This window comes from Burkholderia sp. AU28863 (assembly GCF_002223195.1).
In the GTDB taxonomy this organism is placed as follows: domain Bacteria; phylum Pseudomonadota; class Gammaproteobacteria; order Burkholderiales; family Burkholderiaceae; genus Burkholderia; species Burkholderia sola.
Genome location: NZ_NKFE01000004.1, coordinates 161,553 through 180,420, shown reverse-complemented (window position 1 = coordinate 180,420; position 18,868 = coordinate 161,553). Strand labels below are relative to the sequence as shown.

The following is an 18,868-nucleotide window of genomic DNA, read 5'->3' as shown; positions in this document are numbered from 1 at the left end:
GTCGGGTACCGCATCCGGTAAGACGCAGGTTAGCGATGCAGGCTCCGGCGGGTGTTACGCGGGGCGGCGGCCCGGTTACCGTGCATTACAGTTCCCTTGCGCGGTAACCCGCAGTAACCCTTTCGCTCCTTTGTTTCGTTCTTCGACTCCGCCCTCGCGCGGTAAACTTCGAGCCATGACTACCCAGATCCTCATCGTCGACGACGACCAAGAACTCCGAGACCTGCTGCGCGACTATCTCGTGCGCCAGGGGATGGAAGTGTCCGTGCTGCACGACGCGGCGACGCTCGAGAAGCGCCTCGAGCGCGAGCGGCCCGACCTGATCGTGCTGGACCTGATGATGCCGGGCGTGGACGGCCTGACCGCGCTGCGCCAGCTGCGCGCGGCCGGCGACGACATCCCCGTGATCATGCTGACCGCGCGGGCGGACGACGTCGACCGCATCGTCGGGCTCGAGCTCGGCGCGGACGACTACCTCGGCAAGCCGTTCAACCCGCGCGAGCTGCTCGCGCGCGTGCAGGCCGTGCTGCGCCGCCGCCGCGCGACGCCGTCGGCGGCCGCGCCCGAGCAGCGCGAGCCGTTCGCGTTCGGCCGCTTCCTGCTCGACTTCCAGGCGCGCACGCTGTCGGTCGACGGCAAGCCGGCCACGCTGTCGAGCAGCGAATTCGCGCTGCTGAAGATCTTCGTGAACCATGCGCTGCGCACGCTCACGCGCGAGCGGCTGCTCGAGCTGCTGCACGGGCCCGAGTACGACGGCACCGACCGCGGCATCGACGTCCAGGTGTGGCGCCTGCGCCGCATCCTCGAAACGGATCCGTCGACGCCGCGCTTCATCCAGACGGTCCGCGGGCGCGGCTACGTGTTCGTGCCCGACGGCGAGGCCCATGCGCAAACCCATTGATTCGCTGTTCGGGCGGCTGGCGCTGCTCGTCGTCGGCGTCCTGCTCCTGTCGCACTTCGCGTGGTTCTTCGCGATGCGGCTCGAGCGCAACCAGATGCAGACGCGCTATGCGGTCGAGGAGGCCGCGTTCCTCGTCGACGCGGTGCGCCAGCACGTCGCGCGCACGCCCGACCAGCCGCTGCCGTCGCGCGTGCGGCTCGTGTCGCCGGACAGCGCCGACGTGCCGAAGGGCGGCGACGCGGGGTTGCCGCCGCCGCTGAAGCGGTTCCGCGACGATGTGAGCGAGCGCATGCCGCCCGGCACGCAGGTCGAGATCGGCACGCCCGGCCATCCGCCCGTGCTGTGGGTGAAGGAGCCGGCCGACCGCAACTGGATCGTGGTGCCCGTGCAGCCGCTGCGGCCGCCGCGCTCGCTCGACCGGATGCTGCTGTGGCTCGGCACGATCTTCTCGGCCGGCGTGATCGCCGCGCTGTTCGCGGCCTGGCAGTTGCAGCAGCCGCTGCGCTCGCTCGCCCGCGCGGTCGCGCGTTTCGGCCGCGGGCAGCCGGTGCCGCCGTTGCGCGAACGCGGGCCGCGCGAGCTGCGCCAGCTCACGCACGGCTTCAACCAGATGGTCGAGCAGGTGTCGCAGGCCGACAGCGATCGCGCGGTGATGCTGGCCGGCGTCGCGCACGACTTGCGCACGCCGCTCGCCCGGATGCGGCTGCGGGCGGAAATGATGGACGACGCGCGGCTGCGCGACGGCGTCGTGCGCGATGTCGACTCGATGTCGCACATCGTCGACCAGTTCCTGGTGTTTGCGCATGGCGGGGTCGACCGCAGCGAGCCGGTGCCGGTCGATCACGCGTGCGAGCGGATCGCGCGCAGCTATCGCGCGGTCGCGCCGAACGCGCCCGCGGTCCAGACGCGGCTAGAGGCCGATCCCGGCTTCCGGCTGCCGACGGCGACGCTCGACCGGATCCTGTCGAACCTGCTGGACAACGCGCATGCGTACGGTGCGCCGCCCGTGCTCGTCGAGACGGCGCGCACGCCGGCCGGCTACGTGCTGTCGGTCAGCGACAGCGGCGGCGGCATCGCGCCGCGCGACCTCGCGGCCGCCACGCGGCCGTTCGTGCGGCTCGATCCCGCGCGCGGCGGCAACGGCCACAGCGGGCTCGGGCTCGCGATCGTCGAGCGGCTCGTGCTCAGGCTGGGCGGCGCGTGCGACATCGGCAATCGCCCCGAAGGCGGCCTGCGCGTGTCGATGACGTTCCCGTTCGACGTCGTGCCGAAGGACGACGAACCCCACGCAAAGGCCGCATGAGCGGTTGCGGCGCCTGCCCGGCCGGGCTGGCGCCGCGCGGTGTCATTCGCCGAACAGCGTGCCGAGCGTCTCGGCCGCGTTGCTGTCGATCGTGTTGTAGGTCACCGTGGTGGCCTCGAAGATATAGACGGTCGTATACCGGCCGAGGCGCTCCAGGATTTCCTCCTGCAGCGATTCCGGCACGACGTTCATGTTCAGGTACCACGCCGTGGACGACAGCCGGGTCTGGAACGACCCGTACTCCTGCATGAGTTCATAGAACGCGTCGGCATCCTGATCGCGACAGACGATCACCAAGTTTCCTGCCATTCCCTTCCTCCCGCTCGTCGGTCTATCCCCGGGGCCGGTTGACACCGCGCGCGTGCGCATTGCGGCGACACGGCCGAAACGAACCCGGGGGCTAGCCCCGATCATACCTGCTTCGCCGTATCCGGCTGCTGATCCCGGACACGGTTTGTGCCCGCTTGCGGCGGGCGGGTTCACGGCCGGGCCGGATCACGGCATAATTCGGGCCTGCGTGCCGGCCGCAGGACTGCGGCCAGGCTGTCCCGTACCGCGCGCCCGCCATCCGTCCACGCGCCGGGCACGATCCATGCGTTGCCTGCGCCGTCCCCGGACGGTTGTACCTGAAATACAGGTTGGTGTAGTGTCGTGCCGTCGCGGCCCGGCTCGACCGGCCGCGACAGCGCACGCACGGCGCGCCGCGTGCGCGAGATCGCCAGTCAATCGAATTACCGCGCCCGTGCGCTTTGCCATGAATCAACATCGACTGCCGGCTTCGATCGGCCTTACCGGGGAGGGCGCCTGATGAACGTCGGATTCTTCAATCCGAACCGGACCGCCAACGCATCCGCGTGGCGCGTGTTGCCGAACCGGTGGGACTTCATCGCATTTCCGCTGATCATCTGCCTGATCGCGATGGCGGTGGTCGGCTTTCACGAAACGATGGCGCCGATCGGCGTGCTGCAGACGCAGAAGATCTCGCTCGATCCGTCGAACCTGCCCGAATACGCGTTGCGCACCACGCTGCGGATGCTCGCCGCGATGGTCGCGTCGCTCGCGTTCACGCTCGTCTACGGCACGCTCGCCGCGAAAAGCCGCCGCGCGGGCATGGTGCTGATCCCGATCCTCGACATCCTGCAGTCGGTGCCGGTGCTCGGCTTCATCTCGTTTACGGTCACGTTCTTCCTCGCGCTGTTCCCGAGCCGCGTGCTCGGCGCCGAGCTGGCCGCGATCTTCGCGATCTTCACGAGCCAGGCGTGGAACATGACGTTCAGCTTCTACCAGTCGCTGCGCACGGTGCCGCGCGACCTGGACGAAGTGTCGCGCGGCTTCCACCTGACGTCCTGGCAGCGCTTCTGGAAGCTCGAAGTGCCGTTCTCGATGCCGGGCCTGATCTGGAACATGATGATGTCGATGTCGGGCGGCTGGTTCTTCGTCGTCGCGTCGGAGGCGATCACGGTCGGCAACCAGACGATCACGCTGCCGGGCATCGGCGCGTATCTCGCGCAGGCGATCGCGGACAAGAACTTCGGCGCGATCGGCTGGGTGATCCTGACGATGACGGTCGTGATCCTGGCCTACGATCAGTTCCTGTTCCGCCCGCTCATCGCGTGGGCCGACAAGTTCCGGATGGAGAACACCGCGTCGGGCGATGCGCCGCAATCGTGGCTGCTCGACCTCGTGCGCCGCACGCGGCTGATCCATCAGCTGCTCGTGCCGGCCGGCTGGTTCTTCGCGAAGGCCGCGCGGATCCCGCTGCGCCTGCCGCTGTCGGGTGCGATGCGCTTCTCGCTGCCGAAAGTCGAGAAGAAGGCGTCGCGCACGGTCGACATCGCGTGGGCGGGGCTCGTGCTGCTCGGCACGGCTTATATCGTGTGGCGCGTCGTCAGCTTCGTCGCGACCGGCGTGACGATGGCCGAAGTCGGCCACGTGCTCGTGCTCGGGCTCATCACGCTGCTGCGCGTGGTCGTGCTGATCTCGATCGCGTCGGTGATCTGGGTGCCGATCGGCGTGTGGGTCGGGCTGCGTCCGAAGCTGGCCGAGAAGCTGCAGCCGCTCGCGCAGTTCCTCGCCGCGTTCCCCGCGAACCTGCTGTTCCCGGTGTTCGTGATCGTGATCGCGCGCTTCCACCTGAATGCGGACATCTGGCTGTCGCCGCTGATCGTGCTCGGTACGCAGTGGTATATCCTGTTCAACGTGATCGCGGGCGCGACGTCCTACCCGAACGACTATCGCGAGGCGGCGACCAACTTCCGCATCCGCGGCTGGCAGTGGTGGCGTCAGGCGATCCTGCCCGGCATCTTCCCGTACTACGTGACCGGCGCGATCACCGCATCGGGCGGCGCGTGGAACGCGAGCATCGTGTCGGAAGCCGTACAGTGGGGCAGCACCCGGATCGAGGCGCACGGCCTCGGCGCCTACATCGCGCGGACCACCGCCGCCGGCGATTTCCCGAAGATCATCCTGGGCATCGCCGTGATGTCCCTGTTCGTCACCCTGTTCAACCGCCTGCTGTGGCGCCCGCTGTATGCCTTCGCCGAAGCGAAGCTGCGGCTCGACTGAGACCGATTGAGAGCGAAACGCGATGCACAATCCGAATGCTGTAAACGCCCCCGTCCAGACGTCCCAGCCGCCGCGCCTCGGCGAAGAAATCCTGCGCGTCGATCACGTCTGCCGCGGCTTCAACAAGACGCAGGGCGAACTGCTCGTGCTCGACGACGCGAACCTGTCGCTGCGCGAAGGCGAGATCGTCGGCCTGCTCGGCCGCTCGGGCTCGGGCAAGTCGACGCTGCTGCGGATCATCGCCGGGCTGATCGAGCCGACCGGCGGCGAGGTGACCTATCTCGGCAAGCCGCTGCGCGGCCCGGCCGAAGGCGTCGCGATGGTGTTCCAGACTTTCGCGCTGTTCCCGTGGCTCACCGTGTTGCAGAACGTGGAAGCCGGGCTCGAAGCACTCGGCGTCGGCGCGCGCGAGCGGCGCGAGCGTGCGCTCGCCGCGATCGACCTGATCGGTCTCGACGGCTTCGAGAACGCGTACCCGCGGGAGCTGTCGGGCGGGATGCGCCAGCGCGTCGGGTTTGCGCGCGCGCTCGTCGTCGATCCGACCATTCTGCTGATGGACGAGCCGTTCTCCGCGCTCGACGTGCTGACGGCCGAGACGCTGCGTACCGACCTGCTCGATCTGTGGACGCAGGGCCGCATGCCGATCAAGTCGGTGCTGATCGTCACGCACAACATCGAGGAAGCGGTGTTCATGTGCGACCGGATCCTCGTGCTGTCGTCGAACCCGGGCCGCGTGATTGCCGAGATCAAGGTGCCGTTCAAGCACCCGCGCAATCGTCTGGACCCGGCGTTCCGCAAGCTCGTCGACGACATCTACGCGAAGATGACCGCACGCCAGACCGGCGAAGCGACGAAGAAGGGGCTGGAGCTCGGCAGCTGGCTGCCGCAGGTGTCGACCAACCTGATGGCCGGCCTGATCGAGACGCTCGCGATGGCGCCGTACCACGGTCGCGCCGACATGCCGGAAATCGCGCGCACGCTGCATCTGGAAGTCGACGACCTGTTCCCGATCGCGGAAGTGCTGCAGTACCTCGGCTTCGCGGACGTGCGCGAAGGCGACGTGTTCCTGACGCCGCCGGGGCGCGTGTTCGCGGAATTCGGCACGCAGGAACGCAAGCTGATGTTCGCGGATCACCTGCTGAAGCATGTGCCGCTCGCCGCGCGGATCAAGAAGGTGCTGAACGAGCGGCCGGGCCATCGCGCGCCGCGTGTGCGCTTCGAGCAGGAGTTGGAGGATTTCCTGTCGGACGGCGCGGCCGAGGAAACGCTCGACGCGGTGATCGACTGGGGCCGTTATGGCGAGATCTTCTCGTACAACGACCAGACCGAGATCTTCAGCCTCGAGGACGTCGAGTCCTGAAGCGATCGGCGCGTCCGACGCGTCCCGCTGGCGTCGCCCCGATGCCCCCAGCAGCTTGATTCGGCTGCTGCGGCCCGACCCAGGCGTTTGCAACGAGCGCCGAGTCATGGATCACCCGATTGTCGGGTCGCGCTGCTGCCGGAAGCGCTGCGGATGACGTTCGCCGAGGATGTCGCGCCCGGTTTCTCTTTTCGGCGGCCACGCTTCGTTCACTTCCGCCGCCGTCCTCTACTTCACTACGCGTTGAATGCCGACTCGGTGCGGTGCGCTTCGATCGGCGCGGCCGCAGCCCCCGTCAGCAATAGATATTGGGGATCGATCGACCGATCGACTGCGGCTGTTTTTCGGCGCCGACTACTAAATGCTGACAAACGCTTATGAATTTCCCTACGGTTTGATATATTTGGCGCCACCCAGGCGGCTGAGAGCGCCTTGGTGGTGCGATAGCGTCCAGATCGCGGCGGGTCCGCCCGACAAAAAAGAACGAGGTTAATGATGAGTTTCGCAGCAAACGGAAACCCTGACGGAATGGGAGGGGGCGGTGCGGCCTTGGCCGGCGGCTTGAGCAACTTGGGTTCGCTTGCCGGCATGGCGGGCCAGCTGGGCGCGCTGACCGGTATGCCGGGCGCGGGGCTGCTGGGCGGTGCCGCGAGCGCGGTGCAACTGGCGCAAACCGGCTTGTCGCTGATGGGCAAGGCCCCCGAATCGATCGCCGAGGCCATCAACGGCCTGACGGGCGCGCTTCCGCGCCTGACCCAGGACAATCGCTTCATCACGATCGAAACGCCGCTCGGCCCGGACGTGCTGCTGGTCAGCGCGGCGGTCATCGACGAGCACGTCAATCAGCTGACTGAAACCCATCTCGACCTGCTTTCCCATCGCAACAATATCGAACCGCAGGAAATCGTCGGGCAGCGAGTCAAGATCACGCTCGAGCCGCAGAGCCGCAATTTCAGTCTGACGCGCGTCGTGACGTCGGCGGCGGATACCGAGACGAAACGATATTTCGACGGTTACGTTGCGTCGTTCGGCCGTGTCGGAAAATCGGGTTCGGTGACCCGCTACGAAATGTCGGTCGTTCCGTGGTTCTGGTTTCTCACGCGCTCGACCGATTGCCGGATTTTCCAGAACCAGACGCCGCAGGACATCCTGAGCGACATTTTCCGCGAGATGGGTTTTTCGGATTTCGAGTTCACGATGCAGGGTGAACGTCCGAAACTCGAATACATCGTCATGTACGACGAGTCGTACTACAGTTTCTGCTCGCGCCTGATGGAGCAGGAAGGGCTGATCTGGACGATCCGCTACGAACAGGACAAGCACGTCCTCGTGATCGGCGACACCAACGCGGTGTTCCAGCCGATTCCGAACCTGAAGACCATTCCGTACGAAGCCAGCAGCGCCGCCAGCGAGCAGAACGGCATCGATCGATGGGACGAGGCGTTCAGTTTCCGCGTCGGCAAGATCACGTACCGGGACTTCAACTACAACCAGCCGTCGTCGCAACTGATGCATGTCGAGGTGCCGACCGTCAATCTGAAGCACCCGAACATCCAGACGACCGAGCGTTATCAATTCCATTCGCTGTATGACCACGGCGACGACGGGCAGCGTTACGCGTGCTACGCGATGGAAGCGGAAGAAGCGCTCGCGCATCGTTTCAACGGCGCCGGTCACGCGCACGGGATGACGACGAGCGGGCGCTTCACGCTGGTCAATCACGGCACGTCCGCCTACAACAACAAGGACTTCGTGATCCTTCGTGTGCGTCACCAGGTGGCGAACGACTATACCCAGCAGACCTCGAAACTGCCGTACCACAACACGTTTACGTGCCTGCCGATCGACATCCCGTTCAGGCCCGAGCGGCGTACGCCCAAGCCGCACATGCAGGGTACGCAGTCGGCGATCGTGGTCGGGCCGAAGGGCGAGGAAATTCACACCGACGGCAGCCGGGTCAAGCTGCATTTCCTGTGGGACCGACGCGGCAAGCTCGACGGTTCCGATTCGATGTGGGTGCGTGTATCGCAACCATGGGCGGGCAAGGGCTGGGGCGGCTCGGCGATCCCGCGGATCGGCCAGGAGGTGCTCGTCTCGTTCAATCAGGGCGATCCGGACAACCCCATCGTCGTCGGCCGTGTGTTCAACGGCGATTCGGGCAACCCGTATCACGGCAGCGGCGGCCAGACGATGGGGATGCGCAGCCAGACGCACAAGGGCGAGGGCTTCAACGAGCTTCGGTTCTCGGACGTGAACGGCGCGCAGGAAGTCTTTCTGCATGCGCAGAAGGACATGAAGACGATCGTCAAGGACAGCGAATCGCACACGGTGGAATCCGGCGCCCGGAACGTGTCGGTGCTGAAAGGCGACGAGAGCAAGCATGTCGCGGAAGGCAGCCTGTCGGAAAAGATCGCGAAGGCGCGCTTCACGACGGCCAACACCGTCGGCGTGCAGGCGCTCGCCGGCGATGCCGGACCGGGCAAGCAGAGCTATCAGGCGACGGACGAGATCGAGCATCGGGTCGGCGCCAGCATCGTGACGCTCAAGCCGGACAGCATCAAGCTGTCCCATGGCGCATCGAGCATCCTGATCAATCAGAGCGGCATCTTCCTCGATGGCCCGGTGATTCACCTGAACCAGGGGCTGTTCGTGACGCCCGAGCAGGCGATGGCGATCGAGTGGGCCAATCAGCAGGCGATCATCGCGGCGGGTCTCGCCTCGGCCGATCCGAAGGTGCAGGCCGCGGCACGCAAGCTTCAGGCGACGGTCAAGGCGCAGCAACTGGCCAAGCTTGCGGAGGCCGTGTACACGCCGGGCACGGCGCCGCCGGGATGGAAGAACGTGTCGAACGATCCGGAAGCGTTGAAGAAATTCGGCATGCGACCGCAGGACCTGCAGATTCCCGGCAGCAATTTCGGCGCACAGGTCTATGCGCCCGATCCGGCGGTGTTCGGCGACAGCATGAAGCCGACGCTGGCCTTCAAGGGTACGCAGCCGACGGTCAAGGAGGACTGGTCGAACAACCTCAGCCAGGGGCTCGGCGACAATTCGCCGTACTACGATCGCGCCGTGACCCTCGGCAAGAAGGTCTACGGTTCGGGAAATGCGGGCGGCCTCGACCTCACCGGCCATTCGCTCGGCGGCGGGTTGGCGTCGGCGGCATCGCAGGCGAGCGGCGCCGGCGCGACGACTTTCAACGCGGCGGGCCTCAATCCTGAAACGCTGCCGCTGTACGGGGCCACGCCGCGATCGTCGTCGATCACGAACTATCGCGTCGACGGCGACATCCTGACGGGCGCGCAGGAGGGTGGGCTGGGCCCGATCAGCGATGTGACGTCGCAACTGATGCCCAAGGCGGTCGGTGAGCAGATCACCATTCCGGGCACCAGCGTGACGACGGTCCAGCGGCACATGATGGGCCAGGTGACGAGCGGGCTGAATACGACCGTCGCCGAGCAGCAATCGTCGCTGCTGAGTCAACTTCAGGGACATTGATGAAATACAACAAGGTCATCGCCGCGGGCGCGGTTGTCGCGGTAATCGGGTTGTCGTCGCCGTTCTGGTGGCCGACTCATGCACAGGAAACGAAAATGGCAGACTTCAAACGTTACCCGCCCGAAGATTTTTTCACGGGACAGCAACTCGAGCTGGCGCGTGCCATTCGCGACGGGAATCTGGAGCAGGTCAAGGCGCTTGCGACACATACGGATCTCGCTGCGCTCGGCAACAAGAAGGCCAGCCTGTTGTCGTTCGCGGTGCAGGAAGCCGTGCCGGTGAAGACGGATGCGACCAACGTGCGCCTTCAGATCATCAGCGAACTGGTCCGGGACGGCGCCAAGCCTGAACAGCCGTTCGGCGAGAATGGCGCGAACGTCGCGTATCTGGCTGCGCGGGCCGACACGCCGAACCTGCTGCGGGCGTTGCTGGCCGGCGGCATGAACCCGGATCTCAAGTACGACGGCGATACGCCGCTGCTCTTCGCCACCTGCAAGGACACGCTGTTGCCGCAAATGCGCGTGCTGGTCGAGCACAAGGCGAACGTCAACCTGCGGGATTCGATGAAGGAAACCGCGCTCTACGAAGCGACGCGCCTGCGGCAGTGGGACGTCGTCGATTATCTGCTCGAGCATGGCGCCGATCCGTCGGTGAAGAACGACAACGGTCTCGCGTATGCGAAAGTCCTCGGCGACGAACTGCAACAGACGCCGAAAGGCTCGCCGCAACTGGGTCGCATCGAGGCCATTCACAAGCGTCTGGTCACGGCCGGCGTACGGTAACGCTGCCGCCTGACGGATGCGTCGGCGGCGCCTGTGTCGCCGGCGAACAGTTTCAATCCGGCGCCTGCTCGAATGAGCAGGCCGAACCGAGAAGAGCATGTCCGAATATCAGATGAACGATGCCGTCATTCAGTTGCCGGCGCACTTCAAAGACAAGACGATCCACCTGTTCACGGTCGACGAAGCAGGAAGCAGCGGATTTACCTTCGTGGTGTCGCGCGCGCCGATGGAGCCGGACGATACGGTCGATACGTTCGTGACGCGATTGGTCTCGGAGATGCGCAAGTCGCTGCCGCGTTTCGAGTTGAAGCATCTGGAAAACCGGGAGATCGATGGCGAAACGGCGCGCGAAATCGATTACCAGTGGGTGTCGGAAGGCTCGCCGCTGCATCAGCGCCAGACGGTCGTGATGTCGCCGAAGGCGGGGCGCGAGCGCATGGCGATCAGCTTCATCGGTACCTGTCCGAAGTCGTTCACGGAGGACAAGAGCAAGGAATACAAGAGCCTGCTCGCGAGTGTCGTGTTGGCGCGGCCCGAGCGGGCGGCCTTCGCGCCGAGGGCGCTCGGCCAGGACGAGGCCGGCATCGTGTTCGTGCTGCACGAGCCGAGCGCGACGCTGTACGCGCTCACCGGCATGGCCGAACTGTACCGGCACGACGTCACGGAAATGTTCGACGACACCGCGTTCTTCGGCCCGGGCGGCGAGCCGTTGGCGCTTCAGCCTGCGCCGCACGGGAAGCCGGCGTGGCGAGCCGTGGATGGCCGTCAATTCGCGCTATGGACGACGGACGCGCGCGAGCACGCGTCGCTGGCCGACCGGCTGGGTGATGTGGCAGCGGTGAAAGGCATGGTCGGCATGCAGAACGTCGAGGCCGTACGGGCTTATCTGACTGCGGTTGCGAACGCGGGCTGACGGGGAACGCGCGTGGATACATTGCTTGCTGCTGCGCGATTCGGCGATCCGATCGCGCATACGGCGTCGAAGGGATGGATGATCGCCGGGATGATTGCCGGCGCGGTGATCGGCGCCGTGGCGGTGGTCGCAACCGGCGGTGCGGCGTTGACGGTGATTGCCGCGGTCGCCGCGGGTGCCGCCGCGGGGGGCGGGCTGGGCGAGGTGCTGGGCACGATGTCGTGGGCGCCGCGGCACGTCACCGGAAGCCTGATAAAGGGCTCACCCAACGTCTTCATCAACAGTCGCCCAGCGATACGGGCCATTTTGAGTCTCGGGCTGTGCAGCGACCACGCGGGTCCGCCGCAGGTGGTCGCGCAGGGTTCGTCGACGGTGTTCATCAACAGCCAGCCGGCGAGCCGCAAGGAAGACCGGATGATGTGCGGCGCGTTGATCAACGACGGATCGCCGAACGTGTTCATCGGTGGCCCGGCGGTCGGGGAGTTCAATCCGGAAATTCCGGCGTGGGTGAACTGGACGATGCTGGCGGTCGGCGTGGCGGCGACCGCCGTGCTCGCCGGGCCGGCGATCGCGATCCTGGGCGCGGCCGGCGGGTTCGTCGGCGGGGAAGTCGGTTCATGGATCGGCGGTAAGGTGTTTGGAGAAGGGTCGGACGGGCAGAAGTGGTCGATGCTGGGCGGCAGCCTCCTGGGAGGGGCCGGCGCGGCAAAGGGGGCTGGGCTCGTGGGCGGTGCGAAAGGCGCCGGGTCCGTTGCCGGCGAGATCTCCGCGGGGGAGACCGCCGCCGATGCGCTTGCCGGCACGCTGCCCAAGGCCGGCGCGACGAGTCCTTTCGATTACGTGGTCGATACGATGCCGGCGGACCTCGTCAGCAATCCAAAGGGTGTCTACGGGTACACGCCGGTAGAAGGATCCGAGTTTGCGGCGCCCAAGTGGCCGGTCGACTGGACGAATCCGGAGCAAGTTGCCAATGCCCGGAACGTGCGGCTGGAATACCATCAGGGCCTGGCTGACGAGCGTGCATGGATAGCCGACATGCGCGCCAGCGGCGCCAGCCAAGAAAGTATCGGGCGGCAGATCGTCGACATGCGAAATCAAACCCGGATGTCGAAATACGCCGAGGACAAACTGCCGGTGTTGTATGAGCGCAATATGGCGAAATACGGAAACAAGTATGGCCCGACGTATGAAGCACTGCTGCAGAAATATGGTAGCCCGGAGGGGGTGATCGCCGCGGGGACACGTAGCAACCCTACAATGGACATTCTTACTGGCATCGCGAAGGTTGGAAAATGATGAAGAACGTGCAACTCGGCGTGATTAACCGCCCGTCGAGCTTCGTCGAGCTGAATGTGGAGACAGGCGTGTTTTCCGCGCTGGTCGGAGACGGACATGTGGCGCGGGGGAATTACATTGCTGTCGAGGGCCAGGAAGTCGCTGTCTTCGCGGCGGATGGGCAGCTTTATCTTCAATGGAACAAAAAACGCTGGAACTTCGCGGATCTCGGACACAACGTCAAGTACGAACACGACTTCCACCGCGGGGTGACGACTTTTTCCATCGATGGCGATGCGATTCAGTATCCCGCCTGGTGGGTGGGCGATGAAACATTTGATCCGAATCTGCCAGAGCTCGATGAAGACGAGGATCATTTCGCCTATATCGCGAGCTTGGCCAAAAACAAGGAATTGCAGCGATCTTTGATCGATGTCTGGAGTCGCTAGGCAGCATGAGCCTGGCCTATTTTTGGGCCGCCCTTGATCGATGATCCGTTCCGGCTTCAGGCTTTGGCGTCAGTGTGCTGTAGCGCTGCCCGAAAGACCTGATCGCGAGGGCCGGGTGCCGAGCAGTTTCCGGACAGCGAAGCGGATAATGCGTGTCCGAAGTTTTTGGTGCTGAATTGAATGACCGACAAGAACCCCGATTTTTCACCGATGCGCATGCGGGCTCGCGGATTCGTGGCGCAAGGCCGCATCGAGGATGCGCTTGGACTGTACGGCGACATCCTGAAAGTGGCGCCGGAAGACGCGGCGACGTATGCCGATCGCGGCACGACCTTCGCGATGATCAAGAAGACGGATCTCGCGCTGAACGATCTGAACCGGGCCATCGAGCTGGGCTACACGGACCCGTCGGCGTATTGCACGCTCGCGACGATTTACCTCGAAGGCGGCGCCTACCAGAAGTCGCTCGATTACTTCGACAAGGCGCTGAAGCTCAATCCCGACCAGCCTTTCGTCTATTTCAATCGCGCCCGGGCATACGAGACGCTGGGCGATATCAACGCGTCGATCGCCGATCTCGAGCGGTGCTTGACTTACAACCCGGACGATGCGCTGTCCGCGAAAATCAAGGAAAGGGTGGCGCAGCTTCGCACGCATCTGTAACCACGGCAGCTCGCGAGTACGCTGAACGACGCGGGCGCCGCGCACGGTGTACGGCGCATCGCGCGATTACTGCAAATTCCCCCACCGATCAACAGCCGGTTCCGCCGACGCCCACTTCCAGTGCGTGCCTTGCTGGCACGCATTCGCGAAATACCAGTCGGCCTTGTCGCCGTCCTTTACCGAAAACGCGAATTCCTTGCACAGCGCGAGCGCCGACGAATACGCGCGCGTGACGCGCACTTCGCCTTCGCCGTTTTCGAGCGGCAGCGTGTTCTTCACCTTCCACGGCTTCACTTCGCCGACGGCGAGACTGCCGGCCGTTTTCGCGATCGCGTCCTGCTGATTCTGATGGAGCTGCTTCATCGTGCGGTTGACGGCCTCGTCGGTCGCCGCCTGCACGGCAATCCCGACGCCGACGCCGACCGCCGGGTTCGCGGTGACGAGGCCCGTTGCCGCGCCGGCCAGCGCGCCGCTCGCCGCGCCGACCGAGCCGCAGCCCGACAGCGCGAGCGTCGCCGCGCACAGTGCGCCGATCGCCGCGATACGGAACGCGACGCTCATTGCAGCGCGCCCCAGCGTTCGGTTGCCGGTTCGGCCGACGCCCATTTCCACACGGGCCCGTCGCGGCAGATGGTGGCGACGTAGAACGCCGATTGTGCGGCCTTGTCGGCCTTCGCCGGCGTATCGACCGCGAACACGATTTCCTTGCAGTCGAGCGGACCGACGCTGATCATCCGGCTGACGGTCACGCGGCCCTGCTCGTCGTCCTCGATCGGGAACGAATGGTGCGTCGACCACGGCGCGACGCCGCCGACGTCGAGCGGGCCGGCCGCCTTCGCGATCTGCTCCTGCGTGTAGCGGTGCGCGACGCGTTGCGAGTACTGGACGCCGGCCCGCGCGCCGGCAACGGCGCCGAGGCCGATGCCCGTCGCGACGGCGGCATTGTTGGTGACCTTGGCGGCGATCGCGGCGCCCGCGATACCGGCGCCGGCCGTCGCCCCTTCGCTGTACAGCGAATTGCAGCCGGACAGCAGTGCGGCCGTGGCGATCACGGCCAGCGCGACGCGCGCCGGCGTGGCCCGGCGCGGCGATTCGAAACGAATGTTCATCCCTGAGTGCAAGTCCTGTCTGGGTGAGCGGCGACGCATGCACGTCCTGATGCCGCGTCATTGTTTCGCAATTGTCATAGGAAAACTGCAAAGCTTTGACAAATCGCCGTGCGGCGGGCCGCGTGCGCGCGGGCGGCGTTATTGTCGGATAGAAGATCGGAGAGGGGTCGAAACGTTACAAATTGAAGGTAATTGTTACCTTCGGATGCGATCAAGCGACCTAGACTGTTTTGCTATGGAATGTTTCTACAACGGCCTCGAGCCGCGCCGCATATGAGACACCCAGCCATGCGCCGTTCGAAACGGTTGTCACACCGGCCGCCCATCGCGGCGGCCGACCATCCGGAAGCACCGCCGCGCCCGCGGACCGACGCGCCTTCGGCACCGCCTGCGGGCACGCCGGACGAGACGCCGTCGGACGGCGATCACAACCAGGGCGGGGCGCGCCCGGAAGGGCTCGACTATCAGCGCGACCTCGGCCAGGAGCAGGACGCCTGATGCGGTCGTCGCCGCATTCCATCGCCGTATTTCATTGCAATTCTCGGAACTGAGTCGCCGCGCGGCCGCCTTCGGGCCGCCGCGCCTGCTTTGGCGTGCGTCGCGCGCCAGCCAATCGAATCGAGGAGGGGAAGTCGCATGAGCAGATTGATCGTGGTATCGAATCGTGTCGCCGCCGGCGAGGACACGCGCCCGAGCGCGGGCGGCCTGGCCGTCGGCGTGATGGACGCGCTGAAGGAAACCGGCGGCGTCTGGTTCGGCTGGAACGGCGAGATCGTCGGTGCGCCGGATGCCGAGCCCGCGATCCAGCGGGACGGCAATGTGACGTATGCGACGGTCGGGCTGACCCGGCGCGACTACGACCAGTACTACCGCGGCTTCTCGAACGCGACGCTATGGCCGGTGTTTCATTACCGCGGCGATCTCGCGCGCTTCGACCGCCAGGAGTACGCCGGTTATCTGCGCGTGAACGCGATGCTCGCGAAGCAGCTCGCCGCGCTGCTGCGACCCGACGACCTGATCTGGGTGCACGACTACCACCTGCTGCCGTTCGCGCACTGCCTGCGCGAGCTCGGCGTGAAGAACCCGATCGGCTTCTTCCTGCACATCCCGTTTCCGTCGCCCGACATGCTGCGCCTCGTGCCGCCGCACGAGGAGCTCGTGAAGTTCATGTGCGCGTACGACGTGGCGGGCTTCCAGACCGAGGCCGACAAGCAGGCATTCACCGATTACATCGAGCGGCGCGGCATCGGCACGGCGAGCGACGACGGGATGCTGCATGCGCACGGCCGCGTCGTGAAGGTCGCCGCCTATCCGATCGGCGTGCATCCGGACGCGATCGCGCAGGCGGCCGTCCAGTACGGCACGCGCAAGCCGGTGAAGATGCTGCGCGAGGCGCTCGGCGACCGCAAGCTGGTGATGAGCGTCGACCGCCTCGATTACTCGAAGGGGCTCGTCGAGCGCTTCCAGTCGTTCGAACGGATGCTCGCGAATGCGCCGGGCTGGCAGGGGCGCGTGTCGCTCTTGCAGATCGCGCCGCCGACGCGTTCCGACGTGCAGACCTACCAGCACATCCGCGAAACGCTCGAAGGCGAGGCCGGCCGCATCAACGGCCGCTTCTCGCAGCTCGACTGGACGCCGATCCAGTACCTGAACCGCAAGTACGAGCGCAACCTGCTGATGGCGTTCTTCCGGATGTCGCAGGTCGGCTACGTGACGCCGTTGCGCGACGGGATGAATCTCGTCGCGAAGGAATACGTCGCGTCGCAGGATCCGGCCGATCCGGGCGTGCTCGTGCTGTCGGAGTTCGCGGGCGCGGCGGCCGAGTTGACCGGCGCGCTGCTCGTCAATCCGTACGACCTGTCGCAGATGGCCGAGGCGCTCGAGCGCGCGCTGTCGATGCCGCTCGCGGAGCGGCAGGCGCGTCACGAGGAGAACCTCGCGCGGTTGCGCGAGAACGACCTGTCGGTCTGGCGCGATACGTTCGTCGCCGACTTGCGCAGTGTCGCCGCGGCGGCGTCGGTCACGCAGCGCGCGGGCCGGCGGGTCGCGCATGCGTGAGTGCGTGCCGGGCGCCGGCAGCGACGACGAAACGGCGGGCGATACGGCCGGCCGCTTCTTCGTCGTGACGGGCGGCCCAGGTTCGGGCAAGAGCACGTTGCTCGATGCGCTGGAGCGCGCCGGGTTCGCACGCTCGCAGGAGGCCGGGCGCGGCGTGATCCGCGACCAGATGGCCGTCGACGGCCCGGCGCTGCCGTGGCGCGACCCGGCGGCGTTCGCCGAGCTGATGCTGGGCTGGGAGATGCGGTCCTACCATCTCGCCCGGCAGGCGCGCGGGCCGGTGTTCTTCGACCGCGGCGTGCCGGACGTGATCGGCTATCTGAAGCTGACCGGGTTGGCGGTACCCGCGCACGCGGAAGCCGCGGCGCGGCGTTTCCGCTATCACCGGCGCGTGTTCATCGCGCCGCCTTGGCCCGACATCTATGTGCAGGACACCGAGCGCCGGCAGGATTTCGCGGAAGCGGTGCGGACCCATGACGCGATGGTCGAGTGCTATACGTCGTACGGCTATCGGCTGATCGAGTTGCCGCGCGTGAGCGTGAAGGCGCGTGTGCGCTTCGTGATGGACACGCTCGACGCCGCATGATGGCCGCCGCGTGTACGGCGGACGACGGTGTCAGGCCGTCGCGTCCGGCCGCGGCGACGCGATGCGCAGCAGGCTGACGACCGCGGCCACCGCCGCGAACGCCGCGGCGACATACAGCGCGAGCGTCGGCCCGCGGTCGGGCGCGAGCCCGAAAATCAGCGCGACCAGCGCGGCGCCGAGCGTCTGGCCGGTCAGGCGCGCAGTGCTCAGCATGCCGCCGGCGCCGCCGCTGCGCTCGCGCGGCGCCGACGACAGCATCGCGCGGTTGTTCGGCGACTGGAACAGCCCGAAGCCCGCGCCGCACAGCGCCATCCGCCACACGATATCGACCGTGCCCGGGTGCGCGCCGATCGTCGCGAGCGACAGCAGTCCGGCCGCAAACAGCGCAAGCCCGATCCCGCCGAGGATGCCAGCCGAATAGCGGTCCGACAGCACGCCCGCGAGCGGCGCGGCGAACACGATCACGAGCGGCCACGGCGTCATGTAGAGGCCCGTCTCGACCTGCGAGAAGCCGAGCGAATGCTGTAGCCAGAACGGCAGCGCGACGAACGCGAGCATCTGCGACGTGAACGACGCCGTCGACGTGTAGACCGACAGCGCGAACATCGGGATGCGCATCAGGTCGACCGGCAGCAGCGGCGCGGGCTGCGACAACTGACGCTTCACGAAGAAGTAGCCGATCACGAATGCGACGGCCAGTTCGGCCGCGACGTACGCATGACTTTCGCCGTGACCGAGCCCGTCGACGGCCGTGATCAAGAGGCCGAACACGCACGCGTTCATCAGCGCGCTCGCGAAGTCGTACGGCGCGTCGTGCAGCGGGTTGGCCGGCAGCGCGCGCACGCTGCCGAGCACGGCCGCGATGCCGATCGGCACGTTGACCGCGAAGAGCCACGGCCAAGACGCGAACGACAGGATCGCGGACGCGACCGTCGGCCCGATCGCCGACGACAGCGCGACCACCATCGCGTTGATCGACAGCCCGCGCCCGAGCATCGACGACGGGTAGATCATCCGCACGAGTGCCGCGTTGACGCTCATGATGCCGGCCGCGCCGAACCCCTGGATCACGCGCATCACCGCCAGCATCGGCAGCGAGCCGGCGAGCGCGCAGCCGAGCGAAGCGGCGGTGAACAACGCGAGGCCGGCGATGTAGATGCGGCGATAGCCGACGCGTTCGCCGAGCGACGCGAGCGGCAGCAGCGTGATCGTGACCGCGAGCTGGTACGCGTTGACGATCCAGATCGACGCGGCGTCGGACGCGTGCAGGTCGCGCGCGATGGTCGGCAATGCGACGTTCGCGATGGCGCCGTCGAGCACGGCGAGCGTGATGCCCAGGGCGACGCAGACGATCGCCCAGTAGCGTTGCGGAAGCGGCAGGCCGGTATCGGCGTTCATGACGGGAGCGA

Annotated in this window: 17 protein-coding genes; 13 read left to right on the top strand and 4 right to left on the bottom strand. The window is 66.3% G+C overall.

The window, feature by feature from the left end:
* Positions 1-175: 175 nt before the first annotated feature.
* Positions 176-901 (top strand): response regulator, encoded by a 726-nt coding sequence (locus tag CFB81_RS12330; RefSeq protein WP_006493394.1) that lies wholly within the window; start codon positions 176-178, stop codon positions 899-901.
* Positions 885-2,204 carry an ATP-binding protein gene (locus CFB81_RS12325; protein WP_089435449.1) on the top strand — a complete coding sequence of 440 codons (1,320 nt, stop codon included), beginning with the start codon at positions 885-887 and terminating at the stop codon, positions 2,202-2,204. Before CFB81_RS12330 ends, CFB81_RS12325 begins: the two co-directional genes overlap by 17 nt.
* 42 nt (positions 2,205-2,246) lie before the next feature.
* Here the strand turns inward: CFB81_RS12325 and CFB81_RS12320 are convergent, their stop codons facing one another.
* A complete protein-coding gene (locus tag CFB81_RS12320; protein WP_011545926.1) occupies positions 2,247-2,513 on the bottom strand; it encodes a hypothetical protein in 267 nt (88 codons plus the stop codon).
* 498 nt (positions 2,514-3,011) lie between these two features.
* On the opposite strand from CFB81_RS12320, the gene CFB81_RS12315 reads away from it, so the two are divergent.
* The 8 genes from CFB81_RS12315 to CFB81_RS12280 all read left to right on the top strand — a co-directional run bounded on the left by CFB81_RS12315 (position 3,012) and on the right by CFB81_RS12280 (position 13,706).
* Positions 3,012-4,769 (top strand): ABC transporter permease subunit, encoded by a 1,758-nt coding sequence (locus tag CFB81_RS12315; protein WP_069619253.1) that lies wholly within the window; start codon positions 3,012-3,014, stop codon positions 4,767-4,769.
* Positions 4,770-4,791: 22 nt separating this feature from the next.
* Complete coding sequence (locus CFB81_RS12310; RefSeq protein ID WP_006755837.1) at positions 4,792-6,129, top strand: AAA-associated domain-containing protein; 1,338 nt, start codon at positions 4,792-4,794, stop codon at positions 6,127-6,129.
* 495 nt (positions 6,130-6,624) lie between these two features.
* A complete protein-coding gene (tssI, locus tag CFB81_RS12305) occupies positions 6,625-9,624 on the top strand; it encodes a type VI secretion system Vgr family protein (RefSeq protein ID WP_089435830.1) in 3,000 nt (999 codons plus the stop codon).
* Between the two features lie 95 nt (positions 9,625-9,719).
* The gene (locus CFB81_RS12300; RefSeq protein ID WP_256121951.1) at positions 9,720-10,406 is read left to right on the top strand and encodes an ankyrin repeat domain-containing protein; all 687 of its coding nucleotides are present in this window, start codon (positions 9,720-9,722) and stop codon (positions 10,404-10,406) included.
* 97 nt (positions 10,407-10,503) lie between these two features.
* Positions 10,504-11,319, top strand: coding sequence for a DcrB-related protein (locus CFB81_RS12295; protein WP_089435448.1), 816 nt, complete (start codon positions 10,504-10,506; stop codon positions 11,317-11,319).
* Positions 11,320-11,331: 12 nt separating this feature from the next.
* Positions 11,332-12,615 carry a PAAR domain-containing protein gene (locus tag CFB81_RS12290; RefSeq protein ID WP_218829341.1) on the top strand — a complete coding sequence of 428 codons (1,284 nt, stop codon included), beginning with the start codon at positions 11,332-11,334 and terminating at the stop codon, positions 12,613-12,615.
* Positions 12,615-13,043, top strand: a complete 429-nt coding sequence (locus CFB81_RS12285) for a hypothetical protein (RefSeq protein ID WP_143328588.1) — start codon at positions 12,615-12,617, stop codon at positions 13,041-13,043. Before CFB81_RS12290 ends, CFB81_RS12285 begins: the two co-directional genes overlap by 1 nt.
* A gap of 180 nt (positions 13,044-13,223) precedes the next feature.
* Entirely contained in the window at positions 13,224-13,706 is a 483-nt protein-coding gene (locus CFB81_RS12280) for a tetratricopeptide repeat protein (RefSeq protein ID WP_089435445.1), read from the top strand.
* Positions 13,707-13,772: 66 nt separating this feature from the next.
* Here the strand turns inward: CFB81_RS12280 and CFB81_RS12275 are convergent, their stop codons facing one another.
* Entirely contained in the window at positions 13,773-14,267 is a 495-nt protein-coding gene (locus tag CFB81_RS12275; RefSeq protein WP_069618058.1) for a hypothetical protein, read from the bottom strand.
* Positions 14,264-14,815 carry a hypothetical protein gene (locus tag CFB81_RS12270; protein ID WP_069618059.1) on the bottom strand — a complete coding sequence of 184 codons (552 nt, stop codon included), beginning with the start codon at positions 14,813-14,815 and terminating at the stop codon, positions 14,264-14,266. The genes CFB81_RS12275 and CFB81_RS12270 overlap by 4 nt, the downstream gene beginning before the upstream one ends.
* 288 nt (positions 14,816-15,103) lie before the next feature.
* On the opposite strand from CFB81_RS12270, the gene CFB81_RS12265 reads away from it, so the two are divergent.
* The 3 genes from CFB81_RS12265 (at position 15,104) to CFB81_RS12255 (ending at position 17,459) form a co-directional block, all read left to right on the top strand.
* On the top strand, positions 15,104-15,313 hold the full coding sequence (locus CFB81_RS12265) for a hypothetical protein (protein WP_089435444.1): 210 nt from the start codon (positions 15,104-15,106) through the stop codon (positions 15,311-15,313).
* A 138-nt stretch (positions 15,314-15,451) separates the two neighbouring features.
* A complete protein-coding gene (gene otsA / locus CFB81_RS12260; RefSeq protein WP_069618061.1) occupies positions 15,452-16,873 on the top strand; it encodes an alpha,alpha-trehalose-phosphate synthase (UDP-forming) in 1,422 nt (473 codons plus the stop codon).
* Positions 16,866-17,459, top strand: a complete 594-nt coding sequence (locus CFB81_RS12255; RefSeq protein ID WP_069618062.1) for an AAA family ATPase — start codon at positions 16,866-16,868, stop codon at positions 17,457-17,459. The genes otsA and CFB81_RS12255 overlap by 8 nt, the downstream gene beginning before the upstream one ends.
* A 30-nt stretch (positions 17,460-17,489) precedes the next feature.
* Here CFB81_RS12255 and CFB81_RS12250 read toward each other — a convergent pair whose 3' ends face one another.
* A complete protein-coding gene (locus CFB81_RS12250; RefSeq protein WP_069618063.1) occupies positions 17,490-18,857 on the bottom strand; it encodes an MFS transporter in 1,368 nt (455 codons plus the stop codon).
* Positions 18,858-18,868: the final 11 nt, after the last annotated feature.

Bases quoted from the DNA above. Each gene is read 5' to 3' on its own strand.
- CFB81_RS12330 (WP_006493394.1), top strand. From the start codon at position 176: ATGACTACCCAGATCCTCATCGTCGACGACGACCAAGAACTCCGAGAC.
- CFB81_RS12325 (WP_089435449.1), top strand. From the start codon at position 885: ATGCGCAAACCCATTGATTCGCTGTTCGGGCGGCTGGCGCTGCTCGTC.
- CFB81_RS12320 (WP_011545926.1), bottom strand. From the start codon at position 2,513: ATGGCAGGAAACTTGGTGATCGTCTGTCGCGATCAGGATGCCGACGCG.
- CFB81_RS12315 (WP_069619253.1), top strand. From the start codon at position 3,012: ATGAACGTCGGATTCTTCAATCCGAACCGGACCGCCAACGCATCCGCG.
- CFB81_RS12310 (WP_006755837.1), top strand. From the start codon at position 4,792: ATGCACAATCCGAATGCTGTAAACGCCCCCGTCCAGACGTCCCAGCCG.
- tssI (WP_089435830.1), top strand. From the start codon at position 6,625: ATGAGTTTCGCAGCAAACGGAAACCCTGACGGAATGGGAGGGGGCGGT.
- CFB81_RS12300 (WP_256121951.1), top strand. From the start codon at position 9,720: ATGGCAGACTTCAAACGTTACCCGCCCGAAGATTTTTTCACGGGACAG.
- CFB81_RS12295 (WP_089435448.1), top strand. From the start codon at position 10,504: ATGTCCGAATATCAGATGAACGATGCCGTCATTCAGTTGCCGGCGCAC.
- CFB81_RS12285 (WP_143328588.1), top strand. From the start codon at position 12,615: ATGAAGAACGTGCAACTCGGCGTGATTAACCGCCCGTCGAGCTTCGTC.
- CFB81_RS12280 (WP_089435445.1), top strand. From the start codon at position 13,224: ATGACCGACAAGAACCCCGATTTTTCACCGATGCGCATGCGGGCTCGC.
- CFB81_RS12275 (WP_069618058.1), bottom strand. From the start codon at position 14,267: ATGAGCGTCGCGTTCCGTATCGCGGCGATCGGCGCACTGTGCGCGGCG.
- CFB81_RS12270 (WP_069618059.1), bottom strand. From the start codon at position 14,815: ATGAACATTCGTTTCGAATCGCCGCGCCGGGCCACGCCGGCGCGCGTC.
- CFB81_RS12265 (WP_089435444.1), top strand. From the start codon at position 15,104: ATGCGCCGTTCGAAACGGTTGTCACACCGGCCGCCCATCGCGGCGGCC.
- otsA (WP_069618061.1), top strand. From the start codon at position 15,452: ATGAGCAGATTGATCGTGGTATCGAATCGTGTCGCCGCCGGCGAGGAC.
- CFB81_RS12255 (WP_069618062.1), top strand. From the start codon at position 16,866: ATGCGTGAGTGCGTGCCGGGCGCCGGCAGCGACGACGAAACGGCGGGC.
- CFB81_RS12250 (WP_069618063.1), bottom strand. From the start codon at position 18,857: ATGAACGCCGATACCGGCCTGCCGCTTCCGCAACGCTACTGGGCGATC.